Below are 21,470 nucleotides of genomic sequence, written 5' to 3' on the forward strand. Positions count from 1 at the left end.
GATTAACTAAATGCGTAGCCAATGGCTAATATCTATCTGGATTGAATAATCTGATAATTTCCGCTCAAGTGCATTATGCTGAACAGGTATAACAGGCCATCATAATAAGGATCAAAGTAACCATCTTCGTAAGGCTCCAGTTTGGCATTCCATAAGGCATGTACAAAATCGAGGCTTTTGGGGTCGGGGTTAACCATGGAAGCAGTGGCCGCCGTGGCTACCAAGCCCAGTGAGTGCCGCAGTTTAGGGCCGGTATTACCGGCTTTAAGTATAAATTCGGGGCGGGTGCCATCAGGGTTAAACTGATCTTCGAAGGTATTTAATCCTTTGCTGCGCAAAAAGCCTTGAAATCGGCGTGCATAATCCTGCTGCCAGCTTTTGTCTTTACCAAACCATACGTAGTCCATGGCAATGTTCATGGGCACACGCCACGAATCATAACGAAAGGCTGCGGGTGCCCAGCGCGTAGAATGTGGTTTGCCGCTAAATTCGGTATAATCGTAATTGAGCCCGGTTACTGGGTTGCATGCCTTGTTCAGGAAAGCTCGTGAAGTATCGGCACAATCGCGGTAAAACTGTTCATGACCATCTTTGGCATACATGGCCCAAACTTCATAAAAAGCCGGCAAATGATAAGATGGATCGGTCCATTTGTAGCCGTCGCCTTCGGGTACAAAACTAATTTGTTTGGCTTGGGTGTTAATGAGGTTAAAGATATTGCCTGTACCATCCTTTTTCCACATCGCATCTAAAATGCGGCGTGCCTCAGCATAATAATTGATGCCGGTGTTATTTCCCCAGCGGTTAGCAGCAAAAAGTAAGTCGGTAACGTAGTACAGTTCACCGTCAGATGCCGAACCTTCTGAGTTGCGTTTGAGCGTTTCGGTATTAATGCTCCAAGCAAAATAGGCTTCCCGCGGACCGGTTTGATGCTGTAGGTGCTTCTTTGACCATCGCCATATACGGTCGAAAACATCTTTCTTATTAAGCTGCACGGCCACCATCATTCCGTAAGAAAGACCTTCTGTACGGGCATCGTGATTTTTCAGGTCGCTTACATAAGCCGTAGTATCATCTGCCTTAAAGTAAATGCGGTTAGGTCCTTCAAAAACATCGACGTATGCTTTGACGAGTTTACGGTCTATCTCGGCCTGACTGTAACCGGCTATTTTAAACCAGTTGGGGTAATTGCCCGATATACTGGCCGCCGTTGTTAACTTACGCTGACTTACCCCGCGCTTTTGCCCTAATGCCCAAACGGGCAAAAGGGCAATAACAAAGGCCAGGAGATGTACTTTTCTCATTGGTTTGCATTTTAAAGAATGTAATAAGGTTTAGGTAAACTATAAGATAGCTTTCAACTATTTTTCGAAAAGCTGCAGGCTTTTTATTTCAATTTGTTGGGGTTTACCTTTAGGAAACTTTACAAAAACATCATGCTGTCCCTTAACACTTTTTATAGCGGCACGAAACGATTTCCACTGGCCTACACCAGTCGCTGTAACCGGTACACGGGCTACAAGCTTACCGGTTTGCAAATCATCCAGCCATATTTCAACCTGACCGGCGGTTTTACATGCAGCTTGTATAGATAATGCAGCCGGTCCCTGCTTGCCAAAATCTACTCCGGAAAGCATGAACCAGCCGCCAAGTGCACTTGTATTGGTAACGGAACGATTGACTTGCGGCTTAACGCCATAAAAATTGTTCATGCTCACCGCCGGAATTTCAGAAAATCCGTCTTTATAGGTAAACAAGTCGAAATCGGCTTGCTTGCCTTCGGCAAATAAACCTACGCTGGTGCCTACCCACGAATTAAAGTTGGGCTGTGCCTTATCTAAATCAATGCTGTTTACCGACTGCCCAAGCGGCGTCCATGATTTACCATTGGCGCTAAAATACCCGGTAAGCTGGTGCTCATAACGCGTGAGTTTAAGCCAAACGGTACGGCCAATAGTATTAGGCATCCGGCGAATTGCCGTATCCATTTGAAGGATGATATTTTTACCCTGGTTAAACCCGGTATACAGCATAACGTTAACCTTTTGGTTTCCGTTGGTTAGGTAGATGCCTGCTTTGTCAGCAACATTTACAGCATCAAGATCAACCTTCGTAATAACGGTATAATAATGATCTGTTTCCTTTTGTAATAAGTGCGTGCGGTTAGTATCGGGCTGCAGGCTTATCCATCCTTTTTTGCTGGATAATGAATAGCGGGTTGACGCCTTTTTCGTTAAAAAATGCCAGCTAAGATCTAATTCGGGTTGATCAAAATCATCATACATTGCATGCCTCCATGGTATTCCTCCACTCGGTAAATTTGGTTTTACTACCGGTTGGGTACTTGGCGCCAATCCCCACGGGCGGTCACCTTCCCAAATAACCGGGTACAAAGCGGTTTGCCTGCCCGTTCCCGACCAATCGTTATCCTGATACTTTTCATAGCTCTGTCCTATCGTCCACCAGGTACCATCGGCCAGTTGCACTGGCGCTGCAATATGGTTTGGCCTTCTAAAACCTACCCCATCATCTGTAATAGGTTTAAAAAAGTTTCCCAAACGCTCCCATTTTGTAGAATCGCTGGTTAAGGCCGATGCCCTAAGTACATACTGACCACCCGATACATCGCCTGCCGGGAAATAATAGTAAAAACCATTTCTCTTACACATAACCGGCCCTTCTGCCCAACTGTATTGCAGCTTGGCATTAATCCAATCCAGATTAATCACGCTATCCGTTAGCTGACCATCTTTACCCAAAGCCTGTAGCCTGTTCACCTTTTGTCCATTCTTGATCACCATATAAGGCTTACCGTCATCGTCAACAAAAATGGAATTATCGTAACCCAATGGGCCGGTTTTAGGGTTTGACTTTACTTCCACCGGATCAGACCATGGGCCTTTTGGTGATGGAGCTTTGCTAAACCACTGCCCGCCTGCCGAAAAGTAGATCCAGTAGGAACCATAAAAGTAAGTAATAGCACCCTGCCATATCCCACCAGAAGGACGATCTGTTACCCAGCCGGCTTTAGAAGCAGGCAATACCCGGCTTATAATTTCCCAGTGAACCAAATCTTTTGAATGATAAATTGGCAAGTAAGGGTTGAAATGAAAGGTTGAACCACAATGATAAAAATCATCGCCCACTTTAAGTAAAGTTGGATCGGGATGGTCACCGGGTAAAACCGGATTCACATACGTTTGAACGGTTTGATAATATGAAGCAAGATCAGTCTTTTTTGTCTGCTGCGCAAAAACAGATAATGAAAGCAATGAAATAAGTGCTGTTAAAGCAGAACAACGTAGGATAGTCATAAATGTAGTAAAATCTCTTAGGGTTTTTCCAACACAGGAATTGTGTCAGAAACATTTTCTCAGAAAGCGGTAATTTTATTTGGCGGGCTTAACGCCTTCTTTGGTTTGAATGATCTTTTGTATGGTTCCGTCGGCGTTGTAGTACATGTAATCTACACAAATTGACCGTCTGTAACTACCTCCAGTAGGTAGCGAACCGTTGTGGTAAAAAAAGTAAGATTTGCCTTTAAAATCTATAATACCCGGGTGCGTGGTAAAGCTGTTAGGCACATTATCCTGTATAATGCCGCGATAAGTCCAAGGTCCGGCAACGTTTGTAGCCGTACAATATTCGATCATCTCGGGCTTTGTTCCAGCACTTGCGTAAACAAGGTAATAAAGATTTTTGCGTTTATATATCCAAGGGCCTTCAATATAATTTTTAGGTTTGAAGGTGGTAATGGCACCATCCATCTCGGTCATGTTGCTCTTGAGCTTTACCCATTTGCAGCTTCCGTTACCCCAAAACAAATAAGCCTGTCCGTCATCATCCACAAAAACTGTAGGATCTATATCGTCCCATGAATGCTTCAAATCTGTGGTCATTTCATTGACAATAAGTGCCTTACCAATAGCATCTTTAAACGGGCCCGTCGGGCTATCTGAAACGGCAACCCCAATGGCTGCTCCGCCCTTGCTATCCGCATCGCTCTTGTGAAACGTAGAAACAAACCAGTAAAATTTACCATTGCGCTCTATACATTGCGCTGCATAAGCATCACCAGTGGCCCATGAAAAGGTTTGTGGCGACAACAAAACACCGTGATCTTTCCAGTTCACCATATCACTGGAAGAAAACACATGCCAGTCGGGCATTTTGTAATTGGTTGCCGTTACTGAGGCGGTATCATGGCCGGTGTACAGGTACACTTTGTTCTTGTAAACTATGGGAGCTGGATCGGCGGTAAAGATGTGTTTGATGATGGGGTTTTGAGCTTTGGCGCCCAAAAAGGCAAGGCAAGCTAATGCCAAAGTGGTCAGTTTTTTATTCATGGTTATTTTCTTCTCTTATAATTTGTTTGGGCAAGTACAGCAGATGCTCGCTTTCATAATTGGTATAGTTGAAGATACTTACTATCGGCATTTACTCCATGCCGAACGCATGCATTTCCTAAAGGCTAAAGTAAGTCAAGGCTAAAATCTTTCGCACATCAATTGTTCAAAAGGATAGAAAAGATGTTTAATTAATGGAATCACCGGTAGAGTTATGACTTTAAAACCTCATTATAGTAACGAATCCTTAGAAAATGCTATTGACCATTTATATGGCACAGGAATGCAGATATGAAGTAAGTTACATCAAACAAGACTCCGAGCTATGGGTTTAGGTAAGAGAAATATTAAAAGATCATAAATTGTCAAAAGCGATGTTGCTTCAAATTAAAAACAGGATTTGCCTTCAATGTTGACAAATTTCTATCACAATATAATCTAAAGCTAAGCACATAACAATCCAAAATTATACACCTATGAAAGTTCTATTATCTCTTGCCGCTACTATTCTATTATCAATAACAGTTTGGCAAAATACCTACGCGCAATCTGAAGAAAATCGCACTAAGATGCAGTTGACCATAATTTATAATGGTAAAAGTGTTGTAACTGATTTAAATTCGGTGAATACATCTTTGTCACGCTCTAATGACGATTTAGCGCCAGTTGCTGGAGTAAAAGATACCGCTAAAACAAAGATAGCAAGCCTTTATCCCGGCGCTTTTTACATTACCGTAGATGCCAAAAAAGTGAGTGATGAATTGTTGATGGCATTTGCAAAAAAGCAGAGTCATTTTGATGGCACCATCACTATTATAGATACTTACGGTAAAAACCCCACCCGCACTATAAAATTTAAACAGGCAAGTCTTTACAGTTATTCCGATCAGTTTTCTACTGCATCTTACGGAGAATCTTATGGCGCATCGGCCATCTCTTTCAGCTGTAAGGAGGTATCTATAAACGGCATCAATATTGAGCAATAAGGGCTGCCATTTAAATCTCCCGTTTGGGTTACCTTCTTTATATACAAGGTACTATCAGCATCTGATATGATGATAGTATTAGTGTTATGCCTGTTGTTAATGATTGCAGTACCGATAAACCATATTATACTATGGAGCCTGTAATTGGCTGTACCTATTCGTATTGTGCTTTATCCCTGGTTCTGCTTTAATTTTTTTTATAATTACTTCTACGAGAACAAGAAACTTAAAATGGCCGCCTAACCACTATTTTAATACGCTTAGAAAAACATACCGATGAACGGAACAACCAGCCAACTGCTATCTTTAATTACCTTCGGCAATCACTTTTTAAAAACCGGGCAGTTGCCTGAAAACTATTATCCAGGTAATAACGCATTCAAGTTTTGCAATAAAACCAATTTTCTTTACCTCGACTCTACACCAGAGGGCGGACCAACCGAAAATGAAGTAGCTGCCGCACCCGCCCACTGGTTTGAGTTGCTTAAACATGAAGGATGCAAGGGTTTAAAAGCTTATTACCATCCTTCAGAAAACAATCCCGATGGCACACCTGATCATAAGCTGGCGGGTTTTGTAGGCGGGGGTGGCACCTGGCTTATTGAAACCATTTATAGCTCTTACTCAGATTTTTGGGCTGCCCGTTGGGAAGTAACTTTACCAGATGACCCCGAAAGCAATATATGGTCGGTAAGTTATGGTAGAACTGTTGCTAACACTGACACCATTGATTTTTGCCCCGATCCGTTACAGGTAAGAGAGGGCTTACACAATGTGTTGACAGATATACAGAGCTTTGCGCAACAACACCAACTGACTAACTGGGCCGATATATTTAAGGAGGCGCTTGATATTTTAGATGGTAATGCACCCGCTAACGACTGGCATACTGACCAGATTAACGTAGAAGGCTATGATCAATCTACTTTACAACTCATTTATGCCGCCATGTCTACACATGTGTTTGGCGGCATGGGTTCATGGAACGACATAAGTTTTGAAACCGAAGAAGACAATCAAAGAAATAATGACCTGTCTTTTTACCTGTACGATTACATGAACCGAGCACTAATTGCAGGTGTTAACTCCATAAAAATAGCTTAAAAGCATCCTGATCATAGCCAATTTGACAACTGTTAACCTTCTGCCCCGGCGGTTAACAGTTGTTCTAATATTTCGGTATAACCCCTTTCGCTGGCAAAGTGCATAGCGCTATGGCCATCGTTATCTACCGCGTTTACATCTGCACTATTTTCGATAAGCATGGCGGTAAAATCGTTGAAACCGCACTGGGCGGCAACTATCAGCGGTGTTTCGCTGTAACTGTTCCGTGAGTTTACCTCGGCGCCGGCTTTGATCAATGTTTTACCCAAATGCTGGTTGCCTTGCCCGGCGGCGTAATGCAGCGCCGAATTTCCGCTCAACACGTGCAGGTTAACATCGGCGCCGTCTTTAATCAGCAGTTCGGCCACATGAATGTTAGCATTATTTACGGCCAAAATAAGCGGGGTAACACCATCATTATTTAATTCGTTCACATTTAGGGTTCCCGGCTTAAGCAAGGCCATAACTGTTTCGCTTTGATTGTTGTACACTGCCTGATGAAGCGGCGTATTACCATGGTCGTCTTTTTGAGCTGTATTATTGGCCGACAACGCCGTAACCAAATCGCGCATGCCATTGGCGGTGGCATGGTCAAGTACATTATAGCCTGCATTATCTTTAACGGTGGTATCAGCACCTAATGTTATAAGATATAGTGCGGTTTCGGTTTTATGTGCTAAAACCGAGTAGAATATAGGAGTTTGGCCTGTATTGTTGCTTGCATTTACATCGGCTCCTGCATCTGCCAATAGCTGTATTATCTCTTTGCTCCCAATGCGGGCGGCACAATGAAGTGGTGTTTCGCTGGAATTATTAGCCAGGTTCACATCAGCTCCTGCATCCAACAACATCTTAACGATGTCTTTTGCACCCTTAATGCTCACATAGTATAACGGAGTGTTACCTAAGGCATCGCGCTTATCAACGTTTATGCCTCCTTTTTTCAGGAAGGCCTGTATAACTCCTTTTTGCGCACTTTTACATGCATTTAAAAACATATTATCCATAAAGTATCGGTTTTAAGCTGTGGCTTCAAGCAATTGCTTTACAGCGGCTTCATTATCATTTTTTATTGCAACATCCATTGCAGTTTCACCGGCATTGTTCACATGATTTGCAATGGCCGTATCCTGTTCCAATATCAGCGATATTATCTTTTTACCTGACATTTTATCGGGGTTACCTGCTGCATATATCAACGCGGTATTACCATTCTTATCAACGTAATTTGTATTGGCCTGGTTATCTAATAATAACTCGGCAATTCCATACTTTGCTTCGTTGCCACGCTCGGAAAAGCTCATCAACGGAGTTTTACCCCAGGCATTAGGCTGATTAACGTTGCAGCCCGCTTCAATGAGTTCTTCGGCCAAGGGCGTATTTAAATCGGCCAGGTAACCGGCCTGGCAAATGAGATTCAGCACTGTATTGCTTTCATTATCCGCTGCAGCATCTATCGTTAAACCATGATTGATCAGCGCTCGCAGCATCAGAACTACGTCCTTCAAATCCTTACTCATACCACGTCCAAAGTTGCTTACCGCTTTATTAACGAGGTAAAACGCCGCTGTTTCGCCGTTGCCCGATCTAAAATTCACCTTAGCACCGCCCTTAGCCAATAGTTCAACCATAGGCAGCGAGGGATATTCGATAGCCAGCATTAAAGGTGTACGGCTGTACTGGTCAGAAACTTCGTTCAAATCTACACCTGACTTGATCAGCACTTCAACAGCTGTGGTATCACGGTTTAGCACGGCCTCATGAATAGTCATACCGCCGGTGGCCGTATCGCCTTCATCGCCCGATAGTAAAGCCGCTATCTCCTTCACACCACTACGCTGGGCGTAGGTTAATGGAGTTGTATTATAAACATCTTTATCCTCAGGATCAATTCCGCTTTTTTCTAACAGGATGCGTATTGTATTAGTTGCCGCTTCAACAGCACCAGCTATGGTTTTACGATGCACCAACTTGTCGCAAATGGCATGCAACAGGTTTTTACCTTCGTCTATGGGGGCATCCATTTTTACACCAGCATTGCCCATGGCTTTTATGAACGGATACATATAAAGCAACCCTGCCTCAAAATAGGCCAACTTGCCCGAATCGTTTTTCTTTTTTGGATTAACACCCAAATTAAACAGCAAGCTTGCTGTTTGGTAAATTTTATCGGCCTTGGCTTCCATATCCTTACCATCTAATTCAAACTTGGTTGTAGTAAGGGTATGCAATGGCGTGTTGCCATACTTATCAACAGCAGGTTTAAGGCCGGCTTCATTTAAAAATTTGAGGGCATCAATATCGGTAAAGCGGGCGGCTAAATGGTATAGGTTTTCACCACTCTCGTTTATAATAGTGGTATCTGAAAGTGACTGATAAAGAGCCTTAATATCGATACGGTCATTCTCTGAAGCGAACATATTGCGCTGATAAGCATCCCTGATTTGATTAAATTCGTTGTTCATCTGTATTACGGTTTGTAGCTACTTGCAAAGCATCGGCTATGTTTTTATAATTCTTAGAAGCAATGGGTGTTGCTATTTCTATTACCTTGGAAAAATTACCCAGTTGCAGCCAGCAGTCTGTTTTTAATCTTATGATAGCATCGTTGGTACTAACGCCGAAGAGATTCGTGAATTTTTTAGAGATCGGTTTTAAATACTCCTCTTGTTGGTTTTGCTTTTGGCTCATAACGCTGTAAAACTGGTCGTTCTGTAACATGGGGTCACCTGCATTGCGAGGCAATGCGGTTTTGGCTTTATCCAGGCATATTAATGCTTCCTGGTAGTTGCCGGCCCAGTAGTGGCACAATGCCAGATTATACTGGGTAGACGGCTCATGAGGCAACTCTTTTTTCAAAAGCAAATAAGCCTCCGCGTAACGCATCTGGCCTATTAAATCAATAATTAAGGCTTCCTCTTGTGCGTAAGTCTGACGGGTATCGGTTGATCCTAACAGCATGTAATAATTACTGGTGTCTATTTAAAAAGCAAAAAGTGCCATTAAATGTTTTAGCAGAAGCATTAACCAAGTGTAAGGCGCTTACTCTTAAATATTTATTTAGACGCTGAGTTGCTGATGATTGTCGGATCAGCCAGTTAGAATATGTATTTCCCCCACCCCGATAATTGATTATCCAGCACTCAATATATGAGAATGATCCGCTTTTTCTGGTGATCTGATTCAATATGTAAGCTTTGTGTCTTCAATATACTTTTATGAAAAGGACAAGCTATTTTAGTTATCAACTAAACAAGTGTGGATTAAATCAAACAAATTTGTACACTTAGCAGAAAAAGTTTCTACCTTTCTGTAAAATATAAAACATGGACGAAACGCGTAATGATCAGTTAGATATTGAAATATCAGAGGAAGTTGCAGATGGTACTTATTGCAATCTTGCCGTTATAACACATTCAAGCACTGAATTTGTGGCAGACTTTATAAGGGTAATGCCGGGTTTACCAAAAGCCAAAGTGAAATGCAGAGTAATTTTAACGCCTGAGCATGCTAAGCGACTACTCTCGGCACTTGAAGATAACATAGAAAAATATGAAGCAGCAAATGGCTTAATAAAAAGTGAAGCACCTAAGCCAGTTATGCCCATAAGTTTTAACGGTACTATAGGACAAGCTTAAATCACGATTAATTGTACTTTGTATTTGGCAGATACCGTTCAAGAAAAGATATTGTATCTCAACATAAAAAGTCCCCGATGAATTTATCAGCGGGGACTTTCTTATTTGAAGCGTTTACTATTTATTATACTGCGTAAACTCTTTATGTTCAATAATATGCTGCGGGAGTGACTTGAAGTACTCGTAAGTGATCTTCAATCCTTCGGCACGGCCTACCTTTGGCTCCCAGCCTAAAATGGCTTTGGCCTTGGTAATGTCCGGACGGCGCTGCTTAGGGTCATCTGTAGGCAATGGCTTTGAGATAAGTTCCTGATTGGTACCGGTAAGCTTAATGATCTCCTCACCAAATTCTTTGATCGTGATCTCATCCGGGTTACCAATGTTCATCGGTTGCACATAATCGCTCAGTAGCAAGCGGTAAATGCCTTCTACCAAATCATCCACGTAGCAAAATGCCCTCGTTTGTGAGCCGTCGCCAAACATGGTCAGCGGTTCGCCCCTTAAGGCCTGGCCTATGAATGCAGGCAATACACGTCCGTCGTTCAGGCGCATTCTTGGGCCGTAAGTGTTAAAAATGCGGATAATGCGGGTTTCCACACCGTGAAAGGTATGGTAAGCCATGGTAATGGCTTCCTGGAAACGCTTGGCCTCATCATATACGCCTCTTGGGCCTACCGGGTTAACGTTGCCCCAGTATTCTTCGGGCTGCGGGTTTACGTTCGGGTCGCCATATACTTCTGAGGTGCTGGCTACCAAAATGCGGGCACCTTTGGCTTTAGCAAGCCCTAAAAGATTATGCGTACCTAAGGAGCCTACTTTAAGCGTTTGGATAGGTATCTTTAGGTAATCGATAGGTGATGCAGGTGATGCAAAGTGCAGGATGTAATCCACATCGCCAGATACGTGCACAAACTTGGATACGTCGTGGTTATAAAACTCGAAGTTCTCCAGCTTGAACAGGTGTTCGATGTTCTTCAGATCGCCGGTAATGAGGTTATCCATACCCACCACACGGCAGCCTTCTTTGATGAAACGGTCGCACAGGTGCGAACCCAGGAAACCTGCTGCGCCCGTAATGAGTACTCTTTTGCCTTGTATGTTCATTGTGTTCAATGAGTGTATTTTGAATGTTATAATAAGTGAATAATGCTATGTGTAGATATTGAATTTACAATGCAAATAAGATAGGTTGATGTAAAATCCCATTTCTTCTCAAGCACATCTGCGTATCCAACATCTATACATTTACTTCACTTCCTTCCTTCCTATTGAATTGTAGTAGAAACCACAGTCAACCATCTTATCAAGATCGTAAAGGTTACGTCCGTCAAAAATCACTTTTGCTTTGAGCAGGCTTTCTACCTTATCAAAGTCAGGTGTGCGGAATAAAGACCATTCGGTCACGATCAACAATGCATCAGCATCTTTCAATACATCATACTGGTTTTCAGCGTAAGTAATTTTATCACCTAACATGGCTTTTACATTAGCCATACCTTCAGGATCGAAAGCACTTACCGTTGCACCAGCTTCAATCAATGCATCAATAATGTACAATGCAGGAGCCTCGCGAATATCATCAGTCTCTGGTTTAAAAGCCAATCCCCACAGGGCAAAGTGCTTGCCTGCAAGGTCACCTTTGAAGTATTTCTTTACCTTTTCGGTTAATACCGTCTTTTGAATCTCATTTACTTCCATTACCGAGTTCAAAATCTTGAAGTCGTAACGGTTTTCCTCTGCAGATTTAGCCAATGCCTGAACATCTTTAGGGAAGCAGCTTCCGCCGTAACCAATTCCCGCAAACAGGAAACGCTTACCGATACGATCATCAGCTCCAATACCCCTGCGTACCATATCCACATCAGCTCCAACTAATTCGCACAGGTTGGCAATCTCGTTCATAAAAGAGATTTTGGTGGCCAGGAAAGAGTTAGCAGCGTATTTAGTAAGCTCAGAAGAACGCTCATCCATAAAAATAACCGGGTTACCCTGGCGCACATACGGGCCATAAAGTTCAGCCATCAGTTTACGTGCACGTTCGTCGGTAGTACCTACAACAACGCGATCGGGTTTCATAAAATCTTCAACCGCTACGCCTTCTCTTAAGAACTCAGGGTTACTTACCACGGCATATTCAATGCCTGGTGCAGCATGCTGTTGCATTACTGCCGTTACTTTATCTGCCGTGCCTACAGGTACGGTTGACTTAGTCACAATAACTTTGTAGTCGGTCAGCAATTTTGCAATATCGCCTGCTGCGCCGAGTACGTAGCTCAAATCCGCTGCACCATCTCCACCCGGAGGGGTAGGCAGTGCAAGGAAGATGATCTTGGCATCCTGAATACCTTCGGCAAGATTAGAGGTAAATTTCAGCCTGTCCTGAGCAATGTTGCGGTGGAACAGCTGCTCCAAACCTGGTTCGTAGATGGGCAGCTTTCCCGCCTTCATCATTTCAACCTTCTTTTCGTTGATGTCTACACACACCACCTCGTTACCTGTTTCTGCCAGGCAAGTTCCTGTTACCAATCCCACGTATCCCGTTCCAACTACGGCTATTCTCATATTGTATGCTTTAAATTATTATTTGATAATTGTTATTGACTTACAGTTTGTTTACTTAAAAAATCCTGGTAAGCAAGTTTAATACCTTCAGGAAGTTCGATGGTGTGCTTCCATCCTTTGCTGTGCAGTTTAGACACATTCATCAGTTTGCGTGGAGTGCCGTCAGGTTTTGATGTATCGAATGTGATCTCACCTTCGTAGCCCACTGTTTCTTTCACTAATTCGGCTAATTCCTTAATCGAAAGATCCTCACCTGTTCCAATATTTACCAGACCAGGCTCGTTATAATTTTCCATCAGATAGTAGCATGCCGCAGCCAGGTCATCGGCAAATAAAAATTCTCTTTTAGGAGAACCCGTTCCCCAGATAGTAACCGATGACAAATCTTGCTCTTTGGCCTCATGAAACCTGCGAATTAATGCGGGCAAAACATGAGAATTCTGAGGATGATAGTTGTCATTGTAACCGTACAGGTTAGTTGGCATTACGGAAATGTAATTACAACCATATTGTGCACGGTAAGCGTCGCACATTTTAATACCTGCAATTTTTGCAATGGCGTAGGGCTCGTTCGTTTCCTCCAGCGGACCAGTAAGCAGGTAATCTTCTTCTAACGGCTGAGGAGCCATCTTTGGATAGATACAGCTTGAACCTAAAAACATAAGTTTTTCTACACCATTTAAGTGTGCTGAATGGATAACGTTGTTTTGGATTTGCAAGTTATCGTACAAAAATTCTGCACGATAAGTGTTATTAGCAACAATGCCTCCTACTTTAGCTGCGGCAAGAAATACGTAAACGGGCTTCTCTTGTTCAAAAAAATCAGCTACTTGCTGTTGGTTGCGCAAATCTAACTCCGAAGACACTCGGGTCACGAAGTTAGTGAACCCCTCCTGTTCGAGTTTACGTTTGATGGCCGACCCTACCATACCACGATGACCTGCAATATATATCTTTGCTTCCTTATTCATTTTCAGGTTATTCGAACTGGTTTTTGATTTTGTAGCCAGATTCTTTTAACAATTTTTCGCGTTGGAACAGATCAACATCGGCTGCTACCATTTCGCTTACCAAGCCTTTAAGGTCATACTTAGGCTTCCAGCCCAGTTTGGTCATTGATTTGGTTGGGTCACCGATAAGCAGTTCAACTTCTGTAGGGCGGAAGTATTTAGGATCTACCGCTACCACTTCTGTACCTGCCGCTACCTGGAAATTAGAGTTGCTGCTGCTTACTACGTAGCCTTTTTCATCTACACCTTGGCCTTTGTACTCAATGGTGATGCCTACTTCAGCAAAAGCCATGCTTACGAAATCACGTACATGCGTGGTTACGCCGGTAGCTATTACAAAATCTTCAGGGGTTTCCTGTTGTAAGATTAGGTACATTGCCTCTACGTAGTCTTTGGCATGGCCCCAGTCGCGCTGTGCATCAAGATTACCCAAATAGATCTTGTCTTGCAGGCCCATAGCAATCTTAGCAACGGCACGCGTTATTTTACGCGTTACAAAAGTTTCTCCGCGCAACGGGCTTTCATGGTTGAACAATATACCGTTACAGGCATAAATGCCGTATGCCTCACGATAATTTACCGTGATCCAATACGCATATAGCTTGGCTACTGCATAAGGGCTCCTTGGGTAAAATGGCGTAGTTTCGCTTTGTGGTACGGCTTGTACCAAACCGTAAAGCTCTGATGTGGATGCCTGATAAATGCGGGTCTTTTTTTCTAAACCTAAGATTCTGATGGCTTCCAATAAACGCAGCGTACCAATACCATCGGCATTGGCAGTATACTCAGGTGTGTCGAAACTCACCTTTACATGGCTCATGGCACCTAAATTATAGATCTCATCGGGTTGTACCTGCTGAATTATGCGGATCAGGTTAGTAGAGTCGCTAAGATCACCATAATGCAGCACTAACTTAGGATGGTCTTCATGAGGATCCTGATACAAATGATCAATCCTGTCGGTATTAAAAAGTGAGCTACGGCGTTTAATACCATGCACTTCATACCCCTTGTCCAACAATAATTCTGTTAAATAGGCCCCATCCTGACCTGTTATTCCTGTTATTAGTGCTTTCTTCATTGTTATCTTTAGCAAATTCGAAGTTCAGATAAATGAGTGTTCATCTACACCTTCATTATATTTATATTACTTGTACAACTGGTACCGGCTCTTTAGAAACCCGGCCCATAAAAGTACTCATTACATTGTCTATATCAAGAAACTCTAATGCATATTTCCTGGCATTCTCCCTTTTCACATCAGCAACTGCCTTATCATTCTTAGCCATCAAAATTCCATCAGCCAGTAGTTGATAGCTTTCCGGTTCAATAATGTAGCCCAAATCGTGTTTGCTAACCACATTGTGTAGTGAGGTACCCGGAGAGCAGGTTACAATACTTGCGCCACCCACGGCCAAAATAGTAGTAAGCTTTGATGGCATTACGAGATCACCGGCGTTGGCTTTTTGCAATACAAGGTGAAAATCTCCAAGGTTTAAAAACTCATTGAATTTTTCTTTATCCTGAACCGGCACAAAGTTGATATTATTTAAACCTTTTTCTTCGGCAAGTTTGATCAATTTATCGCGGTAAGGGCCCGAGCCGCAAATAATAAATTTGATAAGTTGGTCGTGTCTTAGTAAATCGGCTGCGTAGATAATATTCTCAAGACCTTGCTTCTCACCAATGGCACCCGAGTATAGAAATATGACATCTTCAGGCTGATACCCCCAGTTGGTTTTTAATGTATCCCGCTGTAAAACAGGAAAGAAAAATGAGGTATCGGCCCAGTTAGGGAAAAACAAAACTTCTTTATCAACCTTAGCTTTAATTTTATCAATCATTCCTTCCGAAATGCTGCTGATATAATCTGCTTTAGACAAGATATTATATTCAATATCGTAGAGTTTATCTAACAGCTTTTTACTCGACAACATTCCTAAATCTTGAGCTGCCTCAATTTGAAGATCCTGTATATGGTATAATAGCTTTCCGCCGGAGTAATTTTTTACCATTAAACCTAAGTATGCAAGATGAAATGGAGGAGCAACAGTAATGATCAGATCAAACTTTTTTGACGAAAGCATTAACTTAAATATAACCCACGACTTGAAAAACCAAAAAGACATGTCTTGCACCATACGCCTTTTACCCGTCGGCTTTTCAGGAATATAGGAAGGGCAGCGGTAAACAGTAACTGGATTATCACTGTTTTTGTAATTAATCACTTCCTTTTTGTACCACCGGTTATTGTACGGCTTTTGTACACGCCAATGAGGATAATAAGGAAATGTTGTTATTACCGTGCAGTCATAATGATTCTTTGAAAGCCATTCTATCATTTCACCATTATATTTACCTATACCCGTTAATTCCGGGTAAAAGTTATGGCTGATTAATAGAATTTTGGGGTTTTTCATTGAATTATATAAATTAATAATAACTATTAATTCACGGCGTTAATATATACAATTTTCACAACAAAGTAAACAAAACATCACGTTGTTGCCAAATATAATAATGTTTAAATATAAATAATATAATTGACTTAACTAAAGGTTAAGTTAGTCTAAATATTATTCCACCTGTTTTTAATGTAAACTGCTGGGTTACCTTTATAAATACTATTACTGTTCAAATCGCTGGTTACTACACTGGCAGCTGTTACTACGGTATCAAAACCGATGTTTACATTTGGGCCAACAAAACAGCATGCACCAACCCAAACTCCGTCCTGTAGAGTAATTGGACCGTTGCGGTAAGGCATTGCCGGATTTCTATAATCGTGGTTACCGCCACATAACAATGCCCGCTGAGATATGCAAATATTGCTGCCCAATAAAACCTTTTCAAAGTTAAGAATGAAAGCTTCCTCTCCTATCCAAACATCGTTGCCGATTTCTAACTTCCATGGAAAATGAATGTTTACCCTGGGTTTGATAACCACTCCCGAACCAACTTTGGCTCCAAAAGCTCTCAGTAACGCAACTTTAATAGCATTAGGATACGGAAAGGCTGATAAAAAGAATACCATTTTGGTAAGATACCAAAGCATCTCTTTAAGTTTACCAGCACCACGGTCAAATTCCCCTGCATTAAATTCGTGCAGGTTAACCTTCGAAGCGGGGTTTGAAGTAGCGGCCATTAATTAGTTTTATCTTTTAACTTTTCCTCTTCAATTAGTCTCAATGCCAACAGCATTTCTACCATGGTGCGTTGCAAGGTATAATGCCAGCCCGCCCAACCATTAAAAATGAGGCCCTTTACAAACAGCGAATAAAAAAATACGAAAAATGGAGCTAATACTTTGTTCTTGCGGATCTTCGAACTGAAAGATATATCCGTATTTGAAGAGCTCAGCAATTTATTACACTCTTTAATAGAATAGCCATCCTGGTTACTTAACCAGCGGCTTAACGATTTACGATCGTCATGAAGTATCGCGTTTTTGAATTTTCCGGTTGGACCATTAATTCTTAAACGTTGAGTATGTCCGTCATCATAATATATACAATCGGCCTTTTTAAACAGTACCGGACGTGGAGTAGTATTGTCTTTACGCAGAGGCCTGCCAAATACCAGGAACATAAACTCCGTATCGTATGCCGAGCAATTATCATCTTTGATAAATTGCTTTATTTCGTTACTAAAAGCATCAGTGAGTACGTAATCAGAGTCAAGACTTAATATCCATTTAGCATTTGCTAATGATAAACCGTAGTTCCATTGGTTGGCGTGCGTATCAAAAGCTCGCTGCACTAACGTAACGTTAGGATACGAATTAGCTATTTCCAGCGTAGCATCGGTACTAAAACTGTCAACAATTACAACCTTGCCAATCCAAGTTAAACGATCGAGCACTCTTTTCAAATTAGGCTCTTCATTTTTCGTTAAGATTACTGCTTGCAGAATGCCGGCATCGGTAATTTCCATATTATCCCCAATATTAATTTAAATATTGCATTTATTCGCTATAAATCGGCAACTTCTTTGTAATGTTCCAAATAGCTCTTAATAAGCTTTTGCTCCGAGAAGTTTTCTTCGATAACATCCCGACCTGTGGTTCTGATATGATTACGTTTTGCTAACTGTGCTTGTGCATCAGTCAGTTTACTCACCACATCATCTGTTTGCAAACCGCAAACCCAACCCATGTCCTTTTCTTTTATGAAGGCAGACAATGCAACATCTTCAGAGATAAGCACGGCCGTACCCACATGCAAAGACTCGATGACCACATTGGCAAAGTTTTCGTTTAAAGAGATGAGTGTAAAAAGATCGGCATTCATCAACTCAACAAACTTTTGCTCTCTATTCATCCAGCCAAGCCATTCAATTTTATAATCGACTCTTATCTGAACAGCTAATTGCTTCAATTGAGCAATATATTCTTCATCGCCGTTGCCGGCAATTTTTAACCTCACTTCAAAACTTACTTTACTTATGGCTTCTATCAATATTTCCAAACCCTTTTTAGGATGTATTCTTGATAAAAAGATAAGCGTGAACGCATCATTTTGTTGATGCTTTATGGGAATGTCAGGTAGGGCAATGATGTTTGGAAGCACAAAGCCTTTCCATCCGGGTATAAGTTCGGCACACTCTATATATTCAGCCTGGGCGGTAGCATGAAATTGTGTTTTAGCTAACAGATTTCTCCCGAATAAATTGTGGATTAGCTTTTTTACTTTGCTACTTCCCGAATTGAAAATATAGCGACTAAGCATTCCGCGTGGTGCTATAATAACTTTGGCCTTTTTAGAAAGGCAAATTTTAGCAGCCACCATTACCAGTATGTTCCACCAGGAATGAATATGAACCACATCGTATTGACTAACGTTTTGATTAAGTGCTTTCCAAAGTGCCGGTGAAATATGGGTGGGGTCTTTAGTAATACGCTTAAAGTAAGTAACCTGCACGCCTTCCACATCAACAGGCTGCCCTACAGGTACCTCCAGCTCCGTTTTACCATTAGCAGTAGTGGTATATACATGCACGGTATTGCCTGCCGCTACCAAACCTTCACACAGGCGGGCAACCGACTCAATAGGCCCACCATAAATGTAGGCCGGCTTGTATGAAGGTACAATGTGCAGAATGTTCATTTTTAATAATTTAACATATTGAGCTGAGATTTACTCCGACCCTTTCAATACATGTTTATAAAGATTTTCTATTTGATCGAGCGACTTCTTGGTATCAAACCGGCCAGCATTTGCAATACCTGCCTTGACAATTCGCTCTCTTTCTTCTAAACTGGTTTTAAGAACTTGATTAACTACTAATGCAGCATCGCTAGCCCAATCCTTATTACTTTGAAATGGCTTGCGATTTATATAGAATGCGGCATCACCTCCAACTTCTGTCATGGGTGCTGCGTTTGTTGTAACCACAGGGCATCCAGATACCATAGCTTCGGCAATTGGCCATCCAAAACCTTCGGCTAAAGATGGGAATAAGAATAATGTAGCGCCGGCATATGCTTTTCTAACAAAATCATCGTCTTTACCTGTTAAAAAGTGGATATCATTCGCATATATAGAAGATTGCTGCGCCTGCTTGAGCAACTCATTAGGTGGAGCACCTATCATGAGTAATTTTAATTTTTGGTTAAAACTATCTCTCCATGCATTGTAAATATCAATTACCCCTTTCCTGTTTTTATACCACTGGTTGCCTCCAACATGTAGTAAATATCCTTCGGCAAGATCCACGCTTATATCTTTACTTATATAATCTTTCGCTTCGAATGAATTAGTGATTTCAAAAGATTGATTTAAGCCATTGTAAACTACTTCAGATAGTTTTGGTGCTTGAGGCAGAAATCGATGTAGATCTTGCTGCGTATTTTTCGATACAGAAATAAAGTTTTTACCTTTTTGGTAACCCTTACGGATGTAGGCCTGATATTTCTGACCACTTGCGCCAGTTTTATTCTCCTCAAACTCTCCCAAAGCAGAACGTTGTGCTAAAAAGTCGTGACAATGTATTATATGTGGCCGGTTAGCTAACAATGGCACCCACGGACCTAGTGCTTGATCTGTAAACACAAAGAGCGTATCTGAAGAACTCCTCTTTATTTTCTTCTTTACGTTGAATGGGAAAATAATGTATTGATCTATATAACCCAACCACTTTCTCAAACTTGCCGGAAATGACTTGTTGTAACACACAGCTTCGGCTGTCCATTCCTCAACCTGATGTCTGCGTGCGCGCATACCGTCGGCAAGCATTGAAGCAAACCTCGGCATACTTTGTGAATTAAGAAAACTTGGATGAGTTAAAAAAACAATATTCATGTATATGTAATCAGATCACCGGCAGATGTAAAATTTGATCGTGGGTTGTTGATAAAATAAACCAACTCAATAACAATTGATGCCTAATAAATTAGCTAACCATTTTCTTTTTAGGCGACTTTAAAACTGCCATTTGAAAACCAGCAATGATAATGGAGAAACCTAAACTTGTTGGCTGCTTCCATTGAGCTTGAGGCAAATTAAGTAAAAGGCAGCTCAACATAATCCATGGAAGCAAATCGCCAACCGAGAGCTTTTGGTAGCTTTTTATTAGCATGCTAAATGATATTCCCAATCTTAAAAACACAACGGTAAGTCCTAAAAGCAATCCTTGTTCCCACGCAATCTTACCCCACTCTCCCTCCGGAATTGCTGTAAGATGAAATTGCTGTGCTCCAAGATTTGTTCCTAAACCTAGCCCATACCCAAAAAAGGGAAGATCGTTATATTTTGTAAATATGGATAATAACCCCCCGAAATATCTATCGACCAGAACACCTTGCAAGCCGCCTTCCGATTCATTTGCACCTTCAAAACGGGCAGTGAAAGCTTCTAAAGATGTTTGAAAAATAGGAAGCTGGCTTAATATGAACACGACGACAAATATAGCTACAGTACTCCCTAAAACCCGTGTTAAATATGCCGGTTTTCTTGAAACCGCAAGTAATGTAAATGCCAGCACTATTAATAAACCAAAGAAGTTTGCTCGGCTTAATGACAAAGGAACCGATATGAGCAACCCTGCTGTTGCCGCAACAAGAAGCCAACGATTTACAGACTTGGTATATAACCAGTAATAAAACACAAAAGGGCCTAAAAACTGGTAAAACAATGTTACTCCGTTGGTAAAAGAAAATGTACCGGGTGGTCGGTAAAAACCCATTGCGCCATTGAACCCTCCTCCACTTTCATCACCTCCAATACCCCGGTTTACCCAAGCCGACTGTGGACTATAAAACTGCAATATTATCAAGATTGTCATAGGTATGGAAATCCATAACATCGCCTTAGAAGCTAATATGATATCATCTCTGTTAAAAACACTTCCAATAATAAATATAACTGGAAAATGTAATAATAAAGCACGTGCACCATATAACGCTACAGTTATACTCCCGTGGCCAACCAATACTGCAGTGAAAACACTGATCACTCCTACAAAGGTCATTATATATAAATATGGGCTGGCTGGCATCATCTTTTTTTGATGAGCTAAGATGATCAAATATATAGCTACAGGATCTCTAACAAGTAACAGCGGACTTGCTAAACCCGGTAATATCCATTTACGCAAAGCACCCTCAAAGATCAAAAGAAAAAAATAGCCCCATATAGCCATCTTAAGCTTATAGTTTGGATCATTTTTGTCCAGATAAAATTTAATCCTTGGTTTAAGCGCAGATTTGACTGACCGTTGTTCAACTAAGGTTGACGTCATTAGATGAATATTAAAGTGTTAATCAAAAAAGTCATTTTTATGCTTACTATGCAAGTATATTATAATTGAAAAGCTGTTTCATATTTT

The 21,470-nt window shown here is 41.5% G+C and carries 19 protein-coding genes; 3 read left to right on the forward strand and 16 right to left on the reverse strand.

All coding sequences use genetic code 11. The features are described 5' to 3' along the window. Positions 1–32: 32 nt before the first annotated feature. From IEV61_RS16915 to IEV61_RS16925, 3 genes are all read right to left on the reverse strand, one after another. Complete coding sequence (locus IEV61_RS16915) at positions 33–1,304, reverse strand: family 8 glycosyl hydrolase (RefSeq protein WP_188418232.1); 1,272 nt, start codon at positions 1,302–1,304, stop codon at positions 33–35. A gap of 57 nt (positions 1,305–1,361) precedes the next feature. Further along, entirely contained in the window at positions 1,362–3,194 is a 1,833-nt protein-coding gene (locus IEV61_RS16920; protein WP_229747185.1) for a family 43 glycosylhydrolase, read from the reverse strand. Between the two features lie 195 nt (positions 3,195–3,389). Beyond that, positions 3,390–4,346 carry a glycoside hydrolase family 43 protein gene (locus tag IEV61_RS16925; RefSeq protein ID WP_188418234.1) on the reverse strand — a complete coding sequence of 319 codons (957 nt, stop codon included), beginning with the start codon at positions 4,344–4,346 and terminating at the stop codon, positions 3,390–3,392. A gap of 476 nt (positions 4,347–4,822) precedes the next feature. Between IEV61_RS16925 and tssD the strand changes: the two genes are divergently transcribed. Next, the gene (gene tssD, locus IEV61_RS16930) at positions 4,823–5,332 is read left to right on the forward strand and encodes a type VI secretion system tube protein TssD (RefSeq protein WP_188418235.1); all 510 of its coding nucleotides are present in this window, start codon (positions 4,823–4,825) and stop codon (positions 5,330–5,332) included. 276 nt (positions 5,333–5,608) lie between these two features. Beyond that, positions 5,609–6,436: a hypothetical protein gene (locus IEV61_RS16935; RefSeq protein ID WP_188418236.1), complete on the forward strand. Its 828-nt coding sequence runs from the start codon at positions 5,609–5,611 to the stop codon at positions 6,434–6,436. A gap of 32 nt (positions 6,437–6,468) precedes the next feature. Here IEV61_RS16935 and IEV61_RS16940 read toward each other — a convergent pair whose 3' ends face one another. Genes IEV61_RS16940 through IEV61_RS16950 form a run of 3 tightly spaced genes read right to left on the reverse strand, consistent with a single transcriptional unit; the run spans position 6,469 to position 9,397 of the window. Further along, on the reverse strand, positions 6,469–7,443 hold the full coding sequence (locus IEV61_RS16940; RefSeq protein ID WP_188418237.1) for an ankyrin repeat domain-containing protein: 975 nt from the start codon (positions 7,441–7,443) through the stop codon (positions 6,469–6,471). 12 nt (positions 7,444–7,455) lie between these two features. Then, positions 7,456–8,901, reverse strand: a complete 1,446-nt coding sequence (locus IEV61_RS16945; RefSeq protein WP_188418238.1) for an ankyrin repeat domain-containing protein — start codon at positions 8,899–8,901, stop codon at positions 7,456–7,458. Beyond that, positions 8,885–9,397: a tetratricopeptide repeat protein gene (locus tag IEV61_RS16950; protein ID WP_188418239.1), complete on the reverse strand. Its 513-nt coding sequence runs from the start codon at positions 9,395–9,397 to the stop codon at positions 8,885–8,887. Before IEV61_RS16950 ends, IEV61_RS16945 begins: the two co-directional genes overlap by 17 nt. A 365-nt stretch (positions 9,398–9,762) precedes the next feature. Here IEV61_RS16950 and IEV61_RS16955 point away from each other — a divergent pair, with 365 nt between their 5' ends. Further along, positions 9,763–10,074, forward strand: a complete 312-nt coding sequence (locus IEV61_RS16955; protein ID WP_188418240.1) for a DUF3467 domain-containing protein — start codon at positions 9,763–9,765, stop codon at positions 10,072–10,074. A gap of 117 nt (positions 10,075–10,191) precedes the next feature. Here IEV61_RS16955 and IEV61_RS16960 read toward each other — a convergent pair whose 3' ends face one another. The 10 genes from IEV61_RS16960 to IEV61_RS17005 all read right to left on the reverse strand — a co-directional run bounded on the left by IEV61_RS16960 (position 10,192) and on the right by IEV61_RS17005 (position 21,383). Continuing rightward, a complete protein-coding gene (locus IEV61_RS16960; RefSeq protein WP_188418274.1) occupies positions 10,192–11,172 on the reverse strand; it encodes a UDP-glucuronic acid decarboxylase family protein in 981 nt (326 codons plus the stop codon). 147 nt (positions 11,173–11,319) lie between these two features. Further along, positions 11,320–12,636: a UDP-glucose dehydrogenase family protein gene (locus tag IEV61_RS16965; protein WP_188418241.1), complete on the reverse strand. Its 1,317-nt coding sequence runs from the start codon at positions 12,634–12,636 to the stop codon at positions 11,320–11,322. A gap of 32 nt (positions 12,637–12,668) precedes the next feature. Then, positions 12,669–13,607 carry a GDP-L-fucose synthase gene (gene fcl / locus IEV61_RS16970; protein WP_188418242.1) on the reverse strand — a complete coding sequence of 313 codons (939 nt, stop codon included), beginning with the start codon at positions 13,605–13,607 and terminating at the stop codon, positions 12,669–12,671. Positions 13,608–13,614: 7 nt separating this feature from the next. After that, entirely contained in the window at positions 13,615–14,727 is a 1,113-nt protein-coding gene (gene gmd, locus IEV61_RS16975) for a GDP-mannose 4,6-dehydratase (protein ID WP_188418243.1), read from the reverse strand. Between the two features lie 61 nt (positions 14,728–14,788). Then, complete coding sequence (locus IEV61_RS16980) at positions 14,789–16,066, reverse strand: WcaI family glycosyltransferase (RefSeq protein ID WP_188418244.1); 1,278 nt, start codon at positions 16,064–16,066, stop codon at positions 14,789–14,791. Positions 16,067–16,215: 149 nt separating this feature from the next. Further along, positions 16,216–16,791: a WcaF family extracellular polysaccharide biosynthesis acetyltransferase gene (locus IEV61_RS16985; protein ID WP_188418245.1), complete on the reverse strand. Its 576-nt coding sequence runs from the start codon at positions 16,789–16,791 to the stop codon at positions 16,216–16,218. Further along, positions 16,791–17,579, reverse strand: coding sequence for a glycosyltransferase family 2 protein (locus IEV61_RS16990; protein ID WP_229747186.1), 789 nt, complete (start codon positions 17,577–17,579; stop codon positions 16,791–16,793). Before IEV61_RS16990 ends, IEV61_RS16985 begins: the two co-directional genes overlap by 1 nt. A gap of 38 nt (positions 17,580–17,617) precedes the next feature. Further along, positions 17,618–18,751: an XrtY-associated glycosyltransferase XYAG1 gene (locus IEV61_RS16995; RefSeq protein WP_188418246.1), complete on the reverse strand. Its 1,134-nt coding sequence runs from the start codon at positions 18,749–18,751 to the stop codon at positions 17,618–17,620. Positions 18,752–18,781: 30 nt separating this feature from the next. Continuing rightward, on the reverse strand, positions 18,782–19,945 hold the full coding sequence (locus IEV61_RS17000) for a glycosyltransferase (RefSeq protein WP_188418247.1): 1,164 nt from the start codon (positions 19,943–19,945) through the stop codon (positions 18,782–18,784). A gap of 91 nt (positions 19,946–20,036) precedes the next feature. Further along, complete coding sequence (locus IEV61_RS17005) at positions 20,037–21,383, reverse strand: O-antigen ligase family protein (protein ID WP_188418248.1); 1,347 nt, start codon at positions 21,381–21,383, stop codon at positions 20,037–20,039. Positions 21,384–21,470: the final 87 nt, after the last annotated feature.

This window comes from Mucilaginibacter galii (genome assembly GCF_014635825.1).
GTDB classification, from domain to species: domain Bacteria; phylum Bacteroidota; class Bacteroidia; order Sphingobacteriales; family Sphingobacteriaceae; genus Mucilaginibacter; species Mucilaginibacter galii.